The sequence below is a fragment of the Campylobacter concisus genome, from assembly GCF_002165775.1.
GTDB classification, from domain to species: Bacteria; Campylobacterota; Campylobacteria; order Campylobacterales; family Campylobacteraceae; genus Campylobacter_A; species Campylobacter_A concisus_E.
On sequence record NZ_NDYP01000003.1, the window covers coordinates 167847 to 187974 of the forward strand.

The window sequence follows — 20128 nt, forward strand, 5'->3', positions numbered from 1 at the left end:
GAAAGTTTTGGCATTTTATAAAAATAAAACTTTGTTGTCAAGAAATGGCATAAAATAAAATTTTTGCTCAAAAATGGTTGATTTGCTATAATCTCGCCATTTTATAACGATAACAAAAGAAGAAATTTGTGCCTATTTTTGTAGTTTGTCTGCCATAAAATTTATGTATTTAAATTATGGTGTATAATAGGCATGTGATGCAATAATATTGGTAAAAATTTTAGATAAAAGAAAGTAAAAATGCCACAAAGTAGATGTGCTCATTGTAGATTAAAATTTGATGAAAGCGTGATGATCTCAAATGAAAGCGGACTTAAATTTTGCTGCGCTGGCTGCAAAGGCGTTTATGAAATTTTAAATGAAAATGGGCTTAGTGAGTTTTATGAGCGACTTGGTAAAAATACACTTACACCGGCAAGCAACGGTGCAAATATCAAAAATTTAGCGGCAAATTTTAGTGAGCTTGTGACAAAAGAGGGCGACTTTAGTCAAATTTTGTTTTTAATCGATGGTATCACCTGCTCAGCTTGCATCTGGCTGCTTGAAAAGGCACTTTTTAGCTTGCCGGGCGTCTTGGAGGTAAATATCAACTCGCTTAATCAAAAAGCGGTTATTGTTTTTGATGAGCAGGAGCTTTTGGTAGAGCAAATAATTGAAAAAATTTATGCCGTTGGTTATGTCCCAAAGCCCTATGCTACGAGTCAAAAAGAGGACGAGCTAGCTAAGAAAAGAAGAAAATTTTACACAAAAGCGCTAGTTGGTATCTTTGCTACGATGAACATTATGTGGCTAGCCATTGCTCAGTATAGTGGGTATTTTAGTGGCATAAGAGGCGACATAAAAGATATTTTAAGCTTTGCGCAGTTTGTATTAGCAACGCCTGTGCTTTTTTATACTGGTAGCGAGTTTTTCAAAGGGGCAAAGATAGCCATTAAAAACGCTTCGCCAAATATGGATTTGCTCGTTATCACGGGGGCTAGCGTAACCTATATCTACTCCATTTTTGCGATGTTTACGAGGAGTGGCGAGAGCTATTTTGACTCGGTTGCGATGATCATCACCTTTGTTTTTATCGGTAAATTTTTAGAAATTTTGGGCAAGAAAAAGGCGCTTGAGACTTCAAATTTCTTAAATGATATGCTGCTTGCAAAGGTGTGCGTTTTAGAAGATGGTAAGGATATTTTAAAAGAGCCAAGAGATGTAAATTTGGGCGAAAAGATCGTGCTTAGATCTGGCGAGAGGGCGCTACTTGATGGAGTAGTGCTTAGTGGCGAGGCAAGCGTGGATAGCTCAAGTCTAACTGGAGAGAGCCTGCCTGTAACCTTGGAAGTGGGACAAGAGGTGAAAAGTGGCGTCATTTGTCAAAATGGACAAATCATCTACGAGGCAAAGGAAATTTTTAAAAATTCTTATCTAAACCAGCTCATAAATTTACTCCAAAACGCAGAGCTAAAAAAGCCAAATATCGAGCTAATGGTTAATAAAATCGCTTCTAAATTCTCTTTTAGCGTGCTAACTCTAGCATTTTTTACATTTTGGTTTTGGTACTTTAAATTTGGCTTTTCAGAAGCGATCGTCACGGCTGTAAGCGTCATCGTGATTGCTTGCCCTTGTGCGCTTGCTCTTGCCACGCCAGTTAGTAGCGTCTGTGCCCTTGGTGTGGCCTTTAAAAACAAGGTACTTTTTAAGGAGGCTAAATTTTTTGAAAGCCTTGCAAAGTGCGACGTGGCAGTTTTTGACAAAACTGGCACGCTCACAAAGGCGGAATTTGAAGTTGGTGAATTTTTTATAAAAGAGAGCATAAGTTTAGATGAAATTTATTCGCTAGCTCTTATATCAAATCATCAAATAAGCGTGGCAGTGGCTAAATTTCTAAAGCAAAAAGGCGCAAGGAAAATAGAGCTTAAAAATACAAATTTAAGCGTGGCAAAGGGTGTTGAGGCTGAAATTTCGGATAAAAAATTTTATGCAGGAAGCAAGCGATTTTTAGTTGAAAATGGTATTAGTTTTGATGAAGCTGAAGAAAATGTGAGCTTTTTTGTGGGGCTTAATGGTGAGCTAGTGGCGAAATTTTACCTAAAAGATAGCGTAAAACCTGAAGCAAAGGCCTTGATAGACGAGCTAAAGAATGCTGACATGAAAGTGTGTATCTTAAGTGGCGACGTACAAAAAGTAGTAAAAAACGTAGCAGATGAGCTTGGCGTGAGCGAGTTTAGAGCGGAGATGCTACCTGAAACGAAAGCTAAATTTATAAGCGAATTAAAAGGGTACGGTAAAAAGGTGCTAATGGTAGGAGATGGCATAAACGACGCAGCAGCGCTTAGCCTTGCTCATGTTGCTATTTGTATGGGAAGCGGGGCGGTAATAAGCTTAGAAAGAAGCGATGTGGTACTACTTGATGATAGTTTAAAAAGTCTAGCGAAGGCCATAAAAATCTCAAAATTTACTTACAAAACGATAAAGCAAAATTTGCTCTTTTGTCTTCTTTATAATGTTCTTGCTCTGCCATTTGCCGTATGTGGCTACGTCATTCCGCTATTTGCTGCGCTTTTTATGTCGCTTAGCTCGCTAAGTGTTATATTAAACTCGCTTTATATTGCTATAAAATTTAAGGAAAAATAATGGATAGCGCGACACTTGCAATGCTAGTTTTTATTTCGGTTTTGATGGGAGCATTTTTGCTTTTTGGTGTGCTTTGGGGGATAAAAAATAAACAATTTGAGGACTACCGAAAATTTTTAGACGGAGCAAATTTGGACGATGAAGATGCGCTAAATGAAGCTTATGAGTTAGAGCTTCGCAAAAAAGAAGCTCTAAAAAAAAGAACAAAATCTAATAAAGATAAAATTTAGCTTTCAATCGTTGGCTCGCCAAAAAGTCTATTGGCCTCTTTTAGAACCCCTTGTTCTCTTTGTCTTTGAAGCTCTTCTGGCGTTTTTGGCTCTTTATTTAGCATCAAAGCAAAGTTATTTTTCTCGTTTTGCAGCTCGCTTTTTATCTCGGTTTTTAGCTCATTTTTAGTTTCAACGTTATTTGCATTTAGTCTTGAAATTTCCTCATCAAGCTCGTCTAATTCGCTTTTTTCATTATTTTCTAAAGAGGCTTTAGGCATCTTAGTTTGTGCTTTTTGCTCATCGCTCTTTGCATTTACTATCTTCGCATTTTGTCCAAAAAGTGTACGCAATATCTCATTTAAAATTTTCCAGTTTTTCTTAAAATACTCTAGATTTTCATCCTTTGCATTTACTATTAGTCCAAGTTCATTATTGTTAAAAAAGCTAAATTCCACAAATTCTTTAAAAAACTCACCAAGATCGTAGTTTCTATCATAAATTTTTGTTAAGAAGAGTTCGTATGGACCTTGCATTTTAGCAGGAGCTGCTTGGCTTTTTTGAGTGATGACTTCTGTGATTTGAGTGGAATTTTCGCTATTTTTTGAGATCACTTCATTTATAGCGTCATCGATATCTTGTAAATTTAACGCTTCTATCATCATAAAAAGCATTAGCATTAGCACAAAGCCATTGTCGCTACTTACATTTAGCATACCTTTAGCTTGTGCCAAAATTCTAAAAAATCTCTCATAAACAAGTAGTGAAATTTTTGAGTCGTTTTCTATAAATTTTTGCTTTAAATTTGCCAAAATTTCATCTATTATCATCTCAGGATCATAGCTTTCAAGTTCGCTTACAAGCACTCTGATAGCATTTTTATCGTGATTTAAAACATGAGCTATTATCTCTTCGATCTTTTCTGGATCAAGAAGTCCTAGCATTGATGCTACGCCATTTGCCGTGACATTATTTGCCCCGTAAATAATAGCTTGATCAAGAAGCGTCAAAGTATCTCTTAGCGATCCTCCGCCACTTCTTGCTAAAATTTCAAGTGCCTCTTTTTCGTAGCTAATGCCTTCTTTGCTTAAAATAAACTCAAGATGCTTAATGATGCTGTATCTGCTTATCTGTTTAAATCTGAAATGCTGCGTTCTTGAAAGCACCGTTGTTGGAAGCTTTAATGGATCAGTCGTCGCTAGGATAAATTTTACATAGCTTGGTGGCTCCTCAAGCGTTTTTAAAAGGGCATTAAATGCCTCTTTGGTTAGCATATGCACTTCGTCAATTATAAAAATTTTATATCTTGCCATTGCAGGAGCATATTTTGTTTGTTCTATTAGCTCTCTTATGTCATCTATCTTTCTGTGGCTAGCAGCGTCCATTTCGATGATGTCCATATGCCTTGACTCATTTGCCATGATGCATTGCGGACATACTTCACATGGTTTTGAGGTAGGTCCTTTTTCGCATACTAGAGCTTTTGAAAATATCCTAGCACTTGAAGTTTTTCCACTGCCTCTAAGCCCAGAAAATAGATATGCGTGGCTTATGCGACCCTCGTCAAGTGCGTGTATAAGACTTTTACTAACTGCTTCTTGACCGATAAGTTCGTCAAAATTTTTAGGGCGATATTTTAAAGCTAGTGCTTGCAATGCGGTATCCTTTTTATAAAGTTCAAGGATTTTATAAAAAAAGGCATAAATTTATGATTATTTATATCTTTAAATTAAGTTAAAAAACTTTATATTTTTAGATCGGATTTAAATAAATTTGAGATAGTTAATGCCTTTAAAGGAGAAAAATGTCTGCATTTTGGAGTGGTTTTTTTACAAGTTTATCTTTAATATTGGCTATCGGCGCGCAAAATGCATTTGTTTTGAAGCAGGGTATAAAAAAGGAACATGTTTTCGCAGTTTGCTTAATATGCGCACTTGGTGATGCCTTGCTTATATTTGCTGGAGTTTTTGGTTTTGCAAAAGTGCTACAAAAATTTGAGTTTTTTAAACAGGTTGCCATATATGGTGGCTTTATCTTTTTATTTGTCTATAGTCTAAAGAGTTTGTATGGTGCATTTAAAAATCCCAAAAGCCTTCTTCCTAGTGCGCAACACGAGTCAAAATTTAGCAAAATAGTGCTTTTGACGCTTGCTTTTACTTGGCTAAATCCTCACGTCTATCTTGATACGATGCTTTTAATAGGATCTATTTCAACAAAATTTGGAGATGAAAATATAATTTTTGGCATCGGTGCTAGTCTTGCATCGCTATTTTTCTTCTTTTCTTTAGGATATGGAGCAAGAGTTCTCGCTCCAGTTTTTGCAAAAGAAATTTCATGGAAAATTTTAGAAATTTTTGTTGGAATTGTTATGTTGGTGATAGCTTTTAGTTTGCTGTTTGCTAAAGCATGAAGGATAAAATACATAAAATTTTATGTTAAATATTTTGTATTTTTGTATAAATTTTTAAAAAATGCCTTGGCGTGTGTGTGCCAAGGCAAAATTTTGGATTAGCAAGAGAAACAAGTTTTAAACTCATAAGCGGTTGGACGTGCTTCGTAAGGCCAAACTTGAGTTTCAAATTTAAAGTGTTGATAGGTGTCTATGAAAAGATCGGTCATTATTGGTTTTAAGTATTCATTATCGCGAATCAGCGCTTCTAAACTACCACGAAGTGTGTGTGGAAGCTGTTCTATGCCACGCTCTCTGATCTCATCAAGATGAAGTTTAAATAAATTTTCATCCATCGGACCAACTGGCTCGTATTTGTTTTTAACACCGTCAAGTCCTGCCATTAGCATCGCTGAGAAGGCTAGATAAGGGTTTGCTGTGCTATCTGGAAATCTCATCTCGGCTCTAACTGACTTTTCGCCTGAACCATAAGGTATGCGGATACTTGCTGAGCGGTTTTGGCTAGAGTATGTTAGGATAGATGGTGCTTCAAAGCCAGGGATTAGGCGTTTGTAGCTGTTTGTGCTTGGGTTAGTAAAGGCGGCAACGCTTCTTGCGTGTTTTAAAACGCCACCGATGTAGTATCTTGCGAAATCACTTAAATTTGCGTAGTTGCCCTCTTTATAGAATAAATTTTTACCATCTTTCCAGACTGATTGATGCACGTGCATGCCGCTTCCGTTATCGCCATAAAGTGGTTTTGGCATAAATGTAACAGTTTTGCCGTTTAAATGAGCTACCATACGAACGACGTATTTGTAGATTTGAACATTATCGGCGGCTTCGACTAAGTTACCAAATTTTACGCCGATCTCACCTTGTCCTTGAGCGACTTCGTGGTGTCCTAAAAAGACTTCAAGGCCAACTTGCTCTAAAACCTGCATCATCTCGGCTCTTAGATCGACCATGCTATCGATTGGTTGAGTCATCAAATAGCCGCCTTTTCTGCGTGGGCGATGACCTGTGTTGTAGCTATCTTTGAAGTCAGTAGCATCGTTCCATTCGCCTTCCTCGCTATCTACTTGATACATCGCGCAGTTTGGGCTATCGATGATTTTGACGTTGTCAAAGACAAAAAATTCATTCTCAGGGCCAAAATACGCCTCGTCACCAAGACCGCTATCTTTTACGTACTGCATTGCTCTTTTGGCTATTGAGCGAGGGCATTTTTCATAAATTTGACCCTTGTAAATGTCGTAAATATCGCAAAAAACAACAACTGTAATATCAGAAGTAAATGGGTCTAAAAATGCAGTTGTAGCTTCTGGCTTCATTATCATATCGCTCTTATCGATTGGTTGCCAGCCATGCATGGAGCTAGCGTCCATTGGGATGCCATTTATAAAATTTTCTTTCGTAACAGCTTTTATGTTGTAGCTAATACTATGCCAAGCACCACCTAAATCAGTAAATCTAAAATCTACAAATTTGACTTCATTTTCTTTACAAAAATCAAAAAAATGATCTATATTTTGGACGAATTTTCCCACTTTTTTCTCCTTTTAATTTTTAAATTTTTCGTATTCTATCATAAAACCTAATATTTAAGATTAAATTTATATTTTATTTGAACCCAATCTAAAATTTTACTAATTCTCTATCTCTATTTTTAAAAATAGCACATTTTGAATAACCTAAATCTCTAGCTATTTGCTCGCAAATTTCACCATTTTTACCGATATCTTCTTTTGCGTGAGCATCTGAGCCAAAGGTGATGGTTATATCTTTTTCGGCTATTAGTTCAAGTAAATTTACGCTTGGATATTGCTCGCCGATAGGTTTTCTAAAGCCAGCAGCATTTATCTCAACAACTAAATTTGCTTCTTTTATCGCATTTACTGCATTTTTAGCTAAAATCCTAACATCCTTTTTTGGTAAAAATTTAAAAAGCTTTAAAAGATCGATATGCCCCATAATGTCAAATTTGCCAAGCTTGGCCGATCTTTCTACGTGATCAAAATACTCTTGCCAAATTTGATCTAAGTCTTTGCCCTCGTAGCCACCGATAAATTCTGGATTGTCAAATGCCCAGCCATTAAAAAAATGCACAGAGCCTATCAGATAATCAACCTTTCTAGCAAAAACTCGCTCATCCATGAATCCATCTAAAAAATCCATCTCATAGCCAAGCAAAATTTCTATCTCACCGCTAAATTCATCTCTTAAATGTAAAATTTCATCTTCATAGCCCTGCATTTCATCAAAGCTCATTCTGTAAGCTTCATCGTAGTTCATCGGTGCGTGATCGCTAAAGCCAAAGTATTTTGTGCCAGCTTTTATTGCGTTTTGTACATACTCTCTTGGCTCTCCAACTGCGTGCTTGCAAAGTGGCGTATGGTTGTGAAGATCGACGGTCATTTTTAGCCTTTTAAGGTCGTTTATTTTTAAAAATGCTATCTAAAAATTTATAAATTTAAAGATAAAAGCATTGCCTTTAAACTTACTTTTTATTTAAATCCTATATAATCAAGCCAAATTTTATTAGGAGCTTTTATGACCCAAGAGGAACTTGACGCACTTATGGCAGGTGGGCTAGATGATGAGTTAGATAATGCTAAAGAAGATGCTGGCCAAGAGGTTGCGGACGTCAAAGAGGATACGGACGAGGTAGCAGAAGTTGCAGAAGCAATCGATACTAAAGATGAGCCACAGTCAAAATCAGAAAGTAATTCAAAGAATGCAAAAAATTATAGAGTTAGTGCAGATGGCGTTTGGCCACCACCACCACCAACGGAAGATCACAAAATGGTTCATCAGCTTGATGACGTAACAAGAGATAGCGAAGAAAAAGCTACTCAGATGTTTGATAAGCTTGAGACGATAAATAACTTTTTTATGGACGCTGAGAGCGACTCAAATAGCCTAAAAGACACAATAAACTCAAACATTGAGCTATTTACGACGCTAAGTGAGAAATTTCCAAATATCGCTGCATTTAGTGAGGCTTTGGAGAAAAATAACTCGCTTCTTGGCACGATCGATAATATCATCGGAAATTTACAAATGGGACAAGATGAGATCATGATGGCTATGGATATGATGCAGTATCAAGACATTCATAGACAAAAGATCGAGCGTGTTATTAATGTTATGAGGGCGCTAAGCAAATATATGAATACCTTGTTTGAAGGTAAAATCGACGATGATAAGCGTGTTAGCTCTGCTGTTCACATCGCTGGTGATACAACGACCGAAAATCTTGTCAGCAACGACGATATCGAAGCCTTGATAGAAAGCTTAGGTAAAAAATAGTGCTAAAAAGGCCTGAGCTTTTATCTCCAGCTGGAAATTTAACAAAACTTAAAATCGCCCTTGAGTACGGGGCTGACGCCGTTTATGGCTCTGTGGCTAGCTTTTCGCTAAGGACTAGATCGGCGAGGGAATTTAACCTTGAAACGTTCAAAGAGGCGATAGACTACACACATGCAAAGGGAAAGAAATTTTATGCGACCATAAATGCCTTTCCTTTTAACTCGCAGATCGAGCCACTAAAAAGGCACTTGCAGACTATCTCGGCTATGAAGCCAGATGCGTTTATAATCGCAACACCGGGGGTTATGAGCCTGGCAAAAGCCATCGCTCCAGATATCGAGATACACCTCTCAACTCAGGCAAACGTTATGAACGTTTTGGACGCTAAAATTTATCACGATATGGGCGCAAAACGCATCGTTGTGGCTAGAGAGATGAATTTAAAAGATGTTATAAAGATAAAAGAGGAAATTCCAACCCTTGATATCGAAATTTTCGTCCATGGCTCGATGTGCTTTGCCTACTCTGGCAGGTGTTTGGTAAGCTCAGTGCAAAGCGGACGTATGTCAAATCGTGGCAGCTGTGCAAATGACTGCAGGTTTAAGTATGAACTCTACGCCAAAAACGAGGATAGTGGCGTGCTTTTTCGCTTAGAAGAGGACGAAAATGGTACTCACATCATGAACTCAAAGGATCTTTGCCTCATCTCACACATTAAAGAGATCGTTGATAGTGGCGTAATAGATAGTCTAAAAATAGAAGGTCGCACAAAGAGCGAGTACTACGCAGCTTGTACAGCAAGAGCTTATAAAATGGCGATAGATGATGCCATGGATGATAAATTTAACGCACAAATCTATGAAAATGAGATAAATACATTGAAAAATCGTGGCTTTACGGATGGATACTTAGTGCATAGACCTTATGAACGAACCGATACACAAAATCACGTTAGTAGCCTAGAAGAGGGCACACATCAGGTAAATGCAATAAGCGAAGATGGCGAGTTTTTTAAGTGCAAATATAAAATTTTTCCAGGCAATAGCTACGAGATCGTGGCTCCTACTGGATCGGTTATAGAAGATAGTGAAAATGAAATCTCAAAGGTTTATTCACAAGAGGGCAAGAAATTTATCAAATTTAAACAGCTCATCACCAAAAAAGGCAAGATTATGAGTGAAATTCATAGCGGCAATGAAAATGAGATAAACCTCGGTGTTAAGCTGCCAAAATTTAGCTTTTTGAGGGAGAAAATATGAAATTTGTTTCTATTATAATGGGAAGTAAGAGTGACTATGAGATAGTTAGTGAGGCTGCAAAAACTCTTGAAAAATTTGGTGTAAAATATGAACTGATAATCAGCTCAGCTCATAGAAGTCCAAAAAGGACGAGTGAGTACGTCGCAAATGCTGAGAAAAAGGGCGCAAAAGTCTTTATCGCAGCTGCAGGTATGGCAGCTCACTTGGCTGGAGCGATCGCTGCAAATACAACCAAGCCAGTTATCGGCATACCAATGGCAGGATCAGCTTTAAGTGGCGTTGATGCACTTTACTCAACCGTACAAATGCCAAGTGGTATGCCAGTGGCAACTCTAGCTATCGGCAAGGCTGGTGCTATAAATGCAGCCTATTTGGCGGTGCAAATTTTAGCTCTTGAAGATGATAATCTGGCAAGTGCTCTAAAAGCCGATAGAGAGGCGAAAGTAAAGGCCTTAGAGGAAGACTCTTCAAAGGTTGAAGTGATACTGTAAAAAGGAGAAGCGGTGCAGACATATCTTGGAGTTGATGAATTTTGCAAACTTGTGCACTTGGAGCGTGAAGTTATCGAAGATATGATAAATCGTGGCGTTTTGAAAACCAAAGAGGAAAATGGAGAAATTTTGATAGAAGCGAGCGAAGGAACGATGAGCGTGGTGCCTAGTGTTTCGCAAAATTTATCCTTGCAGCCGCAAGGCCAAGATGGTATCAGCTTTGTTGAAAAGACGATCGGAACGATATTAAATTTACACGAAAAGGTGCTTGACGCAAAGGATGAGACGCTTGAAACCCTAAGAAATGAGAATAAATTTTTAAAAGAGGCGCTTATTTCTATGCAAGAGCTCTATGACGAAGATAGAAAAATGGTCGAGACTCTTACAAAACAGCTTAAAATTTCACAAGATGAAGTTGAATTTTTAAAACGAAAATACAAGCTAATGTGGAACCAAGCGGTTGAAAATTTTAACGGACAAAAGTAGTTTATGAAGATTATAAATTTAGAAGATAGCTTTGAAATTTACGGAGTAAAAACTCGCACTAAAAATGAAGATGAGATGGGCGGCAAGGGTAAAATTCCAGCTTTATGGTCTAAATTTATGAGTGAGCACTGCGATGGCAAGAGTGAAATTTATAGCGTTTACTGCAACTACGAAAGCGATCTTAACGGACATTACGATAACTTCATCGGCACAAGATCAAGTCACAAAAGTGATGAAATTCTAGAGATAAAAAGTGGCAAATACGCCGTTTTTAGTTTTGTAAGAGAGCCACAAAATGTTGTAAAATTTTGGGGTGAAATTTGGAGATATTTTGAAAGTAGTGAGCTAAAAAGAGCCTATGAAACAGATTTTGAGCTTTACAGCAGCGACGAGATAAAAATTTTTATATCTATTTTAGGTTAGAAAAAATGAATAAAAAAAACAATAGTTCAATTTTGAGTTTTATCGAAAATTTTGGTAACAAATTGCCAAATCCAACTATGCTTTTTATATATCTTTCGATTATTACGATAATAATATCGTTTGTGTTAGAAAAGATGGGCGTTGGTGTAAGCTATCAGGCTATCAAAGATGGACAAATATCACAGCTTAATGCAAATGTTATAAATTTGCTTTCTGCTGATAGTCTTAGATCTTTTGTTTCGTCTGTGCTTAAAAATTTTACTAATTTTTATCCTTTGGGAGTAGTCTTTGCGATTATTCTAGGTATTGGTATTGCAGATAAGTCCGGGCTTTTGTCAGCACTTATGACAAAGATTGCCTTAAAATCTTCCAAAATATGGGTAACTCCAATCGTTATTTTTCTTGGCGTAATGTCAAATGTTGCTTCCTCGGTTGGCTATGTTGTACTAATCCCGCTTGGAGCTATTTTATTTGTTGGATTTGGTCGCCATCCAATTGCTGGATTAGCTGCTGCTTTTGCTGGTGTCAGTGGTGGCTGGTCGGCAAATTTATTAATAGGTACAAATGACCCGATGTTTGCGGCATTTTCTATGCAAGCAGCTAGCGTGTTAAATCCAGATTATGTAGTGTTAGCAACTGCAAATTGGTACTTTATGATCGCTTCGACATTTTTGATCGTATTTGTTGGCTGGTTTGTAACGGATAAAATCGTAGAGCCTAGGCTTGGCAAATTTGATTTTTTAGGTGATTTTAGCCTAAAAGAGCATAGCGAGATAAGTGCAGAGCAAAAACGTGGCTTAAAATTTTCACTAATAGCGTTGATCGTTTTTGTGATTTTACTGCTTGTGGCTATTTTGCCTTCTGGTTCTTTACTTGGAGCAAAAGGCAATGAAAGCTTTATGAAATCTACTTTTATGCATTCTATTGTTGTTTTTATGATGTTACTTTTTATAGTGGTAGGTGTCGCTTACGGCGTAGGTGCTAGGAGTATAAAAAGTAGTAATGACGCCATAAAATTTATGGAACAATCTATTTCTGAGCTATCAGGATTTTTGGTTTTGATATTTTTTGCAGCTCAGTTTACATATCTTTTTAATACCTCAAATATTGGGCTAGTACTTTCTATTAAAGGTTCTATTTTTCTAAAAGAAGTCGGATTAACTGGACTTAGCCTTATTATAGTTTTTATTTTCTTGATCGCTTTTATAAATTTATTTATAGCTGTTGATTCTGCAAAGTGGGCGATGATGGCTCCGATTTTTGTACCAATGTTTATGAATCTTGGACTTTCACCAGAGCTTACGCAGGCTGCTTTTAGAATAGGCGACTCTACTACAAATATCATAACGCCCTTGATGCCGTTTTTTGTTTTGATAGTAGCTTTTATGCAAAAATACAATAAAGAGTTAAAAATCGGATCAGTAGTTTCCATTATGCTTCCTTATACGGTTGCATTTTTAATTTCTTGGACAGCGCTAATGTCATTTTGGTACATTTTTGATCTACCACTAGGACCTGGTGCAGTTATACACTATGTAAAGTAAAATTTTAAAAGGAAAGCAATGACATTTTCACAAATAATATTAACCCTTCAAAACTATTGGCAAGAGCAAGGTTGCGTTATACTGCAGCCATACGACATGCCTGCTGGTGCTGGAACATATCACCAAGCTACATTTTTAAGAAGCCTCGGACCAAAGCCGTGGGCGACTGCATATGTAGCTCCAAGCCGCCGTCCGACTGATGGCAGATACGGCGAAAACCCAAACCGCCTAGGCGCTTATTATCAGTTTCAAGTACTCATAAAGCCAAGTCCAGAAAATATCCAAGAGCTTTATCTAAAAAGTCTTGAAAAGCTTGGGTTAAATTTAAAAGATCATGACATCCGCTTTGTCGAGGATAACTGGGAGAGCCCAACGCTGGGCGCTTGGGGGCTAGGCTGGGAGGTCTGGCTAGACGGCATGGAGGTGACGCAGTTTACGTATTTTCAACAAGTGGGCGGCATCGCATGCGAGCTGATCTCTGGTGAGATAACATACGGACTTGAGCGTTTGGCCATGTATCTCCAAGATGTAAATAGCGTCTATGACATCGTTTGGGACGACTCTAATGGCAACATCGTAACCTACGCCGACGTGCATAAACAAGGCGAGTATGAGTGGAGCAAATACAACTTCGAAGTAGCAAATGTTGATATGCTTTTTAACCAGTTTGAAAACGCATTTAACGAGTGCAAACGCTGCTTGGAGGCTAAAATTTCACTACCAGCTTACGACTACTGCATGCTTGCAGCTCATACATTTAACGTCCTTGATGCGCGCGGAGCGATAAGTGTTACACAAAGGCAAGATTACATCTTAAAAATTCGAGAGCTTGCAAAAGAGTGTGCACTAACTTATAAAGAAAGCCTAGAACAAAAGTAAAATTTTATGAAAATAGCTGAAATTTATAAAATTCTAGATGAAATTTGCCCATTTGCGAGCCAAGAGTCTTGGGATAATAGTGGCCTTCAAGTTGGCTCATTTGATAGCGAATTTGAGCGAATTTATCTAAGTCTTGATTTGGATAGCAAACTTTTGCAAAATGTCTTACCAAATTCGCTCATCATCACTCACCATCCACTCATTTTTAAGGGACTAAAAAGCCTAGATTACAGCCTTTATCCAAGCTCACTCATAAGAGAGATGATGATAAAAAATATCTCGCTCATCTCTCTTCACACAAATGCTGACCTTGCATTTTTAAATGAAAAATTTGTAACGCAGGTTTTGGGGCTTGAAATTTCAAGTAAAGAGGGCTTTTTGATCTATGCTGATGTGAAGATGAAATTTAGTGAGCTTTGCAAATTTGTAAAAGAAAAGCTTGTGCTAGAAAATTTAAGAGTAGTTCATGCAAAAGATGAAATTTCTAAAATTTGTATCTGCACTGGAAGTGGCGCAGATCTTATCCAAGAAGTTAAAGCAGATGCCTTTTTGACAGGCGATCTAAAGTATCACCAAGCTCTTTATGCAAAGGAAAATGGGCTAAATTTAATCGATATAAATCACTATGAAAGTGAACGTTATTTTGGTGATTTTTTAGCAAAATATTTGCAAAATCTGAAAATTGAAGTTATAATACGCAATTCTAAAAATCCATTTACATATTGCTAACAAAAAAAGGAAACATTATGAATAAATACTTACAACAATTAGTTGAATTATCTGATCTTGATAAACAAATAGATGGCTTTATACCACGCATTCAAGACATAGAAAAGGCTTATAAAAATATAGAAGAAGAGTGCGAAATCATAGCGGTTAATATAGAAAGACTAGATGAAGAGGTAAGCGACTTAAAGTCTCAAAAATCAGGCACAAATGCTCATATTGCCGAGTTTAGTGCAAAGATAAAAGATGTAGCTAAAAAAAGCTCAAGTGCAAAAAGTGAAAAGGAGATAAAAGCTCTAAGTCTTGAAGAAGATATTGCAAAAGAGCAACTTGAGGCTGCAAATGAGGAGATCGCTAGACTTGAGAAGATAATAGATAGTAAAAATAGTCAAAAAGATGAGCTTGGTTTAAAAAAAGCTGAACTTGAAGAGAATTTAAAAAATATAAAAAGCAAAACTTCATCTGAGCTTGAAAAGATCGAAAAAGAACGTAAAGAAGTTTATGCTAAAAAAGACAAGCTTATCGCCACTATGAATCAAAAAATTCTCGCATTTTATGAAAAAATTAGAAAATGGGCTCATAACACAGCCGTTGTTCCTGTAAAAAAACAAGCTTGTTATGGTTGTTTTATGCAGATAAATGACAAAACTTTCTCTGCTGTTATCAAGGGCGAAGATATCGTTACATGTCCACATTGTGGCAGAATTTTATACAAACAAGAGCAATAACACATTTCGTGATAATAATATATTACTTTCTAGCCTCAATACTCTATCTATTTGGGGCTATCTTTCTACTCATCTTAAGTCTTAAAAAAAAGTATCATAAGTCGATTCCGGCACGTTTTTTTCTATTTAATAATCCTAAATTTCAAGATGCAGATGTACATTTTCACGCTTGCTCATTTGGCGAGGTGCAAGCACTCAAACCTTTGATACAAAAATTTGATAGCAAAGCCATAAGCGTGGTGACAAATACGGGCTTTGAAGCGGCAAGTAAAATTTGCTCTAACACGAGATTTTTGCCATTTGAAATTTTTTTGCCATTTTGGCTAAAAAAGAGCAAAATTTTAGTAATTTTTGAGGCTGAGCTTTGGCTTATGCTAGTTTTCATAGCAAAGCTAAAAGGCAGCCGTGTGATACTGATAAACGCTAGAATTTCAGACAGAAGCTACAAAAGCTACTTGAAATTTGGCTTTTTTTATAGGTATCTTTTTAAATTTATAGATAAGATTTATGCCCAAAGTGAGCTTGATAAAGAGCGGTTAAAGTCGCTTGGAGCAGGCGAAATAGAGGTTGTTGGCAACATAAAAGCTGCGTTTTTGCCAAGCGTGAGTAGAGTTTATGAAAAGCCAAAAGCTAGAGTGATCGTGCTAGCAAGCACGCATGCGGGCGAAGAAGAGATGATTTTAGATAATTTAAATTTAAAAGAAAACGATTTATTAATCATCGCACCACGCCATCCTGAGAGATTTGCAGAGGTGGAAAAGCTAGCGAGCGATTACGCTAAAAAGCATGACTTTAACTTTGCTAAATTTAGCCAAACGCATAAATTTGAAGCTAAAGTAAATTTGCTTGATACTTTAGGCGAGCTTGTAAATGTCTATACCATTAGCGATATAGTCGTGCTTGGGGGTAGTTTTGTACCAAATGTCGGCGGGCATAATCCAATCGAGTGTGCGAAATTTAACCCAGTGATAATTAGCGGCGAGTTTATATTTAACCAAAAGGCGTTATTTAGCCTAGCTGAAAACATATATATCGCAAAAGCAAGCGAGATCGGCGGCATAATGGGTAGTGACGCCAAAAAGAGCAAGATCGCCGTGCAAGCAAGCGCTGATGCGATCATAGAAGATATAAGGAGCACTTTATGAGTGAAGAAAAAGCGTATAAAATTTTAGCCAAGCAAAAAAATATCTCAAACAACGAGGCAAAGGAGCTAATCGACAGTGGACTAGTCTATACCAAGGGGCAAAAGGTAATGATCGCTCGTGCGCTAATGAGCGAAAATACTAAATTTAGCGTCGAAGAGATGCCAAAGCCAAGCATTATCTTTGAAGATGAGAATTTAATAGCCATCAATAAACCGGCTGCCGTTACTAGTGAAAAAATCAGTCAAATTTATAAATTCCCACTTCTTCACAGGCTCGATAAAGACACAAGTGGCGTGCTACTTCTTGTAAAGAATGATGAATTTGCGAGCCTTGCCATAAATGAGTTTAAAAAGATGAAGGTTGAGAAAATTTACGTGGCAGCAGTTAGGGGTATCATGAGCGAGGAGGTCGTCGTAAATGAGCCGATCTTAACAATAAAAAATAAAAATGGCGCCTTTTCAAAGATCTCAAAAGATGGCAAAGAGGCGATCAGTGAAATTTCGCCACTCATGGTTGTGGGTAAAAAAACGCTTGTAAAAGTAGCTATAAAAACAGGCAGGACGCATCAGATAAGGGTGCATCTAGCCAGCTTAAATTTACCTATCGTTGGTGATGAGAAGTACGGCAAAAATAGGGCAAATAGAATGTTCTTGCATGCTTACTCTATCGCTCTTTTAAACTATAAATTTAAAGCGCTGATCCCAAAAGAATTTAATACTCTTGGATTTGAGCTATCTAATAAATTTGAAATTTAAAGAGCAATAAAGAAATTATTTAGTAATATACGCCCTTTAATAACAACTTGGAAAGGTGATTAGTGTTCGAACAAATTAGCGAGTCTTTTAGATTAGCCGTTAGCAAGATACGTTTTGTAGATGACGAAAAAGCTCTAAAAAACGCACTTGACGTGCTCAAAAAAGCTCTTTTAAAAGCTGATGTTCATCATAAAGTCACCAAAGATCTACTCGCGTCTATCGAAAGCGAATTAAAGCAAACTGGCGTTGGTCAAAAGAATTTCTTGGATGCGATCAAGTCAAATTTAACGATTATCTTAACAGCTCATGGCAACCAAGGCTTTGTCTATGCGCCAGTTGCACCGACTATCGTTTTGATGGCTGGTTTGCAAGGTAGTGGTAAAACAACGACAACTATCAAGCTTGCAAACTATCTAAAACTAAGAAAGAAAAAAGTTTTAGTTGCTGCTTGTGATTTGCAAAGATTAGCAGCGGTTGAGCAGCTAAGACAGCTCTGCGTTGCAAACGAGATCGATCTTTTCTATATAGAAAACGAAAACAACCCTATAAAAGTAGCAAAAGAAGCACTAGAAAAAGCAAAAAGCGGTCTTTATGACGTGCTTTTAGTGGATACCGCAGGTCGTCTTGCGATTGATGAAAAGTTGATGCAAGAGATAAAAGATGTAAAAAATGTGATAAATCCACATGAAATTTTTTACGTAGCTGATGCTATGAGTGGTCAAGATGCTGTAAAAACAGCTGCAAGTTTTAATGAAATTTTGGGAATTTCTGGAGTTATCCTTTCTAAGTTTGATTCTGACTCGAAGGGTGGCGTAGCTATTAGTATTGCAAAACAGCTAAATATTCCACTTAGATTTGTTGGCACTGGCGAGAAAGTAGCTGATATCGAGAGTTTTATACCAGACCGCATCGTAAGCCGTATAATGGGTGAGGGCGACTTAGCTACTTTAGTCGAGAAAACATCGACTATTATAGATGAGAAAGAGGCAAAACGCCTAAATCAAAAGATAAAAAAAGGTCAATTTAACTTTAATGACTTTTTAGATCAGATGGAGAGTGTTAAAAAGCTTGGCAGTATGAAGTCTTTGATTGGGATGATACCTGGTCTTTCAAATATTGCAAATCAGATAAAAGATATAGATCTTGATAATTCAAAAGAAATTTTACATATTAAGGCTATGATAAACTCTATGACTCAAAAAGAGCGTGAAAATCCTGAACTTTTAAATAATAGTAGAAAAAGACGTTTAGCGACTGGCTCTGGACTTTCTCAGGTAGAAGTAAATCGTTTTTTAAAGCAGTTTGAAAATGCCTCAAAACTTGCTAAGAAATTTTCAGGAAAAGGTGGAGCAAAAGGACTTGCAAATATGCTTTCTCAAGCAAATTTAAAAAGACCTGTTTGATAAAAGGGTTTAAATTTGGATATTTATTATCTAAATTTAAGCTTTATTTAAAAATAAGAGGAGAAATATAATATGGCAACAGTAGTAAGACTAACAAGAATGGGACGCAAGAAAAGACCTTTTTATCGTATAGTTGTTACAGATAGCAGAAAAAGACGTGATAGTGGCTGGATAGAAAGTATTGGCTATTACAACCCTATGGTTGAACCAAATGTTATAAATTTCAACAAAGAGAGATTAGATTACTGGAAAAGTGTTGGTGCTAAACTTAGCGATAGAGTTGCACAAATTACAAAATAATGGTTAAAAATTTTTTATACGAATACGCCAAGTTAATTGCTGATTTTCCTGATAAAGTAAGTGTTGATCGTCAGGAGCTTGGTGAAAATTTTGCTGAGATAATTATAAGTGCCGACAAGGTTGATACAGGAAAACTTATCGGTAAAGATGGCAAAATGATAAACGCTATAAAGACCGTTATTATTGGTTGTAAAGCTAAAGATAATACAAGTTATAGAGTAACGGTAAAAGCTATTGAATAGTGATATTGTTGAAGTCGCTACCATCGGAAGATGTGTTGGTTTAAAGGGCTACTTAAAGCTTCACAATAAGAGCGACTTCCCAGAACAGTTTAAAAAAGGCGCAACCTTTTTTGATAAAAACAATGATCAGCTGACCATAAAAGACTACAATAAACAAAAAGAGCTGGTGTTGTTTGAAAATTTTGATGACTTAGACCTTGCTAAAACGCTTGTAAATATAACTATATACACCACAAAAGAGCTCACTAGAAAAAACTGCAAATTAAAAAAAAATGAATTTTTTCAGTTTGATATTATTGGCTTAAAAGTTATAGAAAATGGTGAAATTTTGGGTATTGTAGAAGATATCCAAGATAATTTTGCAAATTCACTTTTATACATAAAAACTGATGAAGAGCTTACCTTAGGTGGTAAACCAAAGAATTTTTACATTCCATATTTAGAGCATTTTATTATAAGTGTAAATTTAGACAATGAAGAGATTTTGGCAAAAGGTGCTAGAGCCATTTTAGAAAATTCATGAAATTTACGTTTATTACACTTTTTGAAAATTTAGTTAAACCTTATTTTTGTGATTCTATTTTAAAACGTGCAATTGGCAATAAATTTATTGAAATTGATTTTATAAATCCAAGAAATTTTACTAAAGATAAGCATAATAAAGTTGATGATTATATGATCGGAGGTGGAGCAGGGCTTTTGATGTTTCCGCAACCTTTGGATGAATCTATTAAATTTTTAAAAGAAAAAGATAAAAATACTCACGTGATATTTTTGACACCAGTTGGTAAAAAATTTAATCAAAATGATGCAAAGAGGCTTTCTAAAAAAGATCACATTTGTTTTGTTTGTAGTAGGTATGAAGGCCTTGATGAACGAGTTGTTGAGCTTTGGGCAGATGAAGTTTTTTGCATAGGTGATTTTGTTTTAACTGGCGGAGAGCTTCCTGCGCTTTGTATAAGTGATGCAATATCAAGAAATATACCTGGAGTTTTAGGAAACGATATGAGCCTTGAAGTTGAGAGTTTTGAGAATAATTTGCTTGAAGCTCCATCTTTTACAAAGCCTGATAATTTTAGATCAATCTTTGTGGTTTCAGAGTTTTTAAAGGGTAACCATGCTAAAATCCACACTTTAAAAAATAAGATGGCTCACTGCAAAACAAGGTTCTTTCGCCCTGATTTATATCAAAAGCTTAAGCCACATAAATAAGGA

Annotated in this window: 22 protein-coding genes; 19 read left to right on the plus strand and 3 right to left on the minus strand. The window is 36.6% G+C overall.

Annotated features, from left to right (window positions below; all coding sequences use genetic code 11):
- The first annotated feature begins 240 nt into the window (after positions 1-240).
- Both B9N66_RS04180 and ccoS read left to right on the plus strand, forming a co-directional pair.
- Positions 241-2622 (plus strand): heavy metal translocating P-type ATPase, encoded by a 2382-nt coding sequence (locus B9N66_RS04180; RefSeq protein WP_087580013.1) that lies wholly within the window; start codon positions 241-243, stop codon positions 2620-2622.
- Positions 2622-2852, plus strand: a complete 231-nt coding sequence (ccoS, locus tag B9N66_RS04185; protein WP_087580014.1) for a cbb3-type cytochrome oxidase assembly protein CcoS — start codon at positions 2622-2624, stop codon at positions 2850-2852. The genes B9N66_RS04180 and ccoS overlap by 1 nt, the downstream gene beginning before the upstream one ends.
- Here ccoS and B9N66_RS04190 read toward each other — a convergent pair.
- Positions 2849-4486: a DNA polymerase III subunit gamma/tau gene (locus B9N66_RS04190; protein ID WP_087580015.1), complete on the minus strand. Its 1638-nt coding sequence runs from the start codon at positions 4484-4486 to the stop codon at positions 2849-2851. The genes ccoS and B9N66_RS04190 overlap by 4 nt on opposite strands.
- A 149-nt stretch (positions 4487-4635) precedes the next feature.
- On the opposite strand from B9N66_RS04190, the gene B9N66_RS04195 reads away from it, so the two are divergent.
- Positions 4636-5241 carry a LysE/ArgO family amino acid transporter gene (locus B9N66_RS04195; protein ID WP_087580016.1) on the plus strand — a complete coding sequence of 202 codons (606 nt, stop codon included), beginning with the start codon at positions 4636-4638 and terminating at the stop codon, positions 5239-5241.
- 98 nt (positions 5242-5339) lie between these two features.
- Here B9N66_RS04195 and glnA read toward each other — a convergent pair whose 3' ends face one another.
- A complete protein-coding gene (gene glnA, locus B9N66_RS04200; RefSeq protein WP_054196569.1) occupies positions 5340-6770 on the minus strand; it encodes a type I glutamate--ammonia ligase in 1431 nt (476 codons plus the stop codon).
- A gap of 88 nt (positions 6771-6858) precedes the next feature.
- Positions 6859-7638 (minus strand): histidinol-phosphatase, encoded by a 780-nt coding sequence (locus tag B9N66_RS04205; protein WP_087580017.1) that lies wholly within the window; start codon positions 7636-7638, stop codon positions 6859-6861.
- Between the two features lie 135 nt (positions 7639-7773).
- Between B9N66_RS04205 and B9N66_RS04210 the strand changes: the two genes are divergently transcribed.
- The 16 genes from B9N66_RS04210 (at position 7774) to trmD (ending at position 20125) form a co-directional block, all read left to right on the plus strand.
- On the plus strand, positions 7774-8532 hold the full coding sequence (locus B9N66_RS04210; RefSeq protein WP_087580018.1) for a chemotaxis protein: 759 nt from the start codon (positions 7774-7776) through the stop codon (positions 8530-8532).
- On the plus strand, positions 8532-9791 hold the full coding sequence (locus B9N66_RS04215) for a peptidase U32 family protein (RefSeq protein WP_087580019.1): 1260 nt from the start codon (positions 8532-8534) through the stop codon (positions 9789-9791). Before B9N66_RS04210 ends, B9N66_RS04215 begins: the two co-directional genes overlap by 1 nt.
- Positions 9788-10282 carry a 5-(carboxyamino)imidazole ribonucleotide mutase gene (gene purE, locus B9N66_RS04220; protein WP_087580020.1) on the plus strand — a complete coding sequence of 165 codons (495 nt, stop codon included), beginning with the start codon at positions 9788-9790 and terminating at the stop codon, positions 10280-10282. The genes B9N66_RS04215 and purE overlap by 4 nt, the downstream gene beginning before the upstream one ends.
- A gap of 12 nt (positions 10283-10294) precedes the next feature.
- Positions 10295-10768 (plus strand): DUF3972 domain-containing protein, encoded by a 474-nt coding sequence (locus tag B9N66_RS04225; RefSeq protein WP_087580021.1) that lies wholly within the window; start codon positions 10295-10297, stop codon positions 10766-10768.
- 3 nt (positions 10769-10771) lie between these two features.
- Entirely contained in the window at positions 10772-11191 is a 420-nt protein-coding gene (locus tag B9N66_RS04230) for a GyrI-like domain-containing protein (RefSeq protein ID WP_087580022.1), read from the plus strand.
- Between the two features lie 32 nt (positions 11192-11223).
- Positions 11224-12735 (plus strand): AbgT family transporter, encoded by a 1512-nt coding sequence (locus tag B9N66_RS04235; RefSeq protein WP_257639768.1) that lies wholly within the window; start codon positions 11224-11226, stop codon positions 12733-12735.
- Between the two features lie 18 nt (positions 12736-12753).
- The gene (gene glyQ, locus B9N66_RS04240; RefSeq protein ID WP_087580024.1) at positions 12754-13614 is read left to right on the plus strand and encodes a glycine--tRNA ligase subunit alpha; all 861 of its coding nucleotides are present in this window, start codon (positions 12754-12756) and stop codon (positions 13612-13614) included.
- Positions 13615-13620: 6 nt separating this feature from the next.
- Positions 13621-14343, plus strand: coding sequence for a Nif3-like dinuclear metal center hexameric protein (locus tag B9N66_RS04245; RefSeq protein ID WP_087580025.1), 723 nt, complete (start codon positions 13621-13623; stop codon positions 14341-14343).
- 17 nt (positions 14344-14360) lie between these two features.
- Positions 14361-15068, plus strand: a complete 708-nt coding sequence (locus tag B9N66_RS04250; protein ID WP_087580026.1) for a zinc ribbon domain-containing protein — start codon at positions 14361-14363, stop codon at positions 15066-15068.
- An 8-nt stretch (positions 15069-15076) separates the two neighbouring features.
- On the plus strand, positions 15077-16213 hold the full coding sequence (gene waaA, locus B9N66_RS04255) for a lipid IV(A) 3-deoxy-D-manno-octulosonic acid transferase (protein ID WP_087580189.1): 1137 nt from the start codon (positions 15077-15079) through the stop codon (positions 16211-16213).
- Positions 16210-16968, plus strand: coding sequence for an RluA family pseudouridine synthase (locus B9N66_RS04260; protein WP_087580027.1), 759 nt, complete (start codon positions 16210-16212; stop codon positions 16966-16968). Before waaA ends, B9N66_RS04260 begins: the two co-directional genes overlap by 4 nt.
- 62 nt (positions 16969-17030) lie before the next feature.
- The gene (gene ffh, locus B9N66_RS04265) at positions 17031-18371 is read left to right on the plus strand and encodes a signal recognition particle protein (RefSeq protein WP_087580028.1); all 1341 of its coding nucleotides are present in this window, start codon (positions 17031-17033) and stop codon (positions 18369-18371) included.
- Positions 18372-18443: 72 nt separating this feature from the next.
- On the plus strand, positions 18444-18671 hold the full coding sequence (gene rpsP, locus B9N66_RS04270; RefSeq protein WP_009293992.1) for a 30S ribosomal protein S16: 228 nt from the start codon (positions 18444-18446) through the stop codon (positions 18669-18671).
- Complete coding sequence (locus B9N66_RS04275) at positions 18671-18913, plus strand: KH domain-containing protein (RefSeq protein ID WP_072594183.1); 243 nt, start codon at positions 18671-18673, stop codon at positions 18911-18913. Before rpsP ends, B9N66_RS04275 begins: the two co-directional genes overlap by 1 nt.
- Positions 18906-19436, plus strand: a complete 531-nt coding sequence (gene rimM, locus B9N66_RS04280; protein WP_087580029.1) for a ribosome maturation factor RimM — start codon at positions 18906-18908, stop codon at positions 19434-19436. The genes B9N66_RS04275 and rimM overlap by 8 nt, the downstream gene beginning before the upstream one ends.
- A complete protein-coding gene (trmD, locus tag B9N66_RS04285) occupies positions 19433-20125 on the plus strand; it encodes a tRNA (guanosine(37)-N1)-methyltransferase TrmD (RefSeq protein ID WP_087580030.1) in 693 nt (230 codons plus the stop codon). Before rimM ends, trmD begins: the two co-directional genes overlap by 4 nt.
- Positions 20126-20128 lie beyond the last annotated feature (3 nt).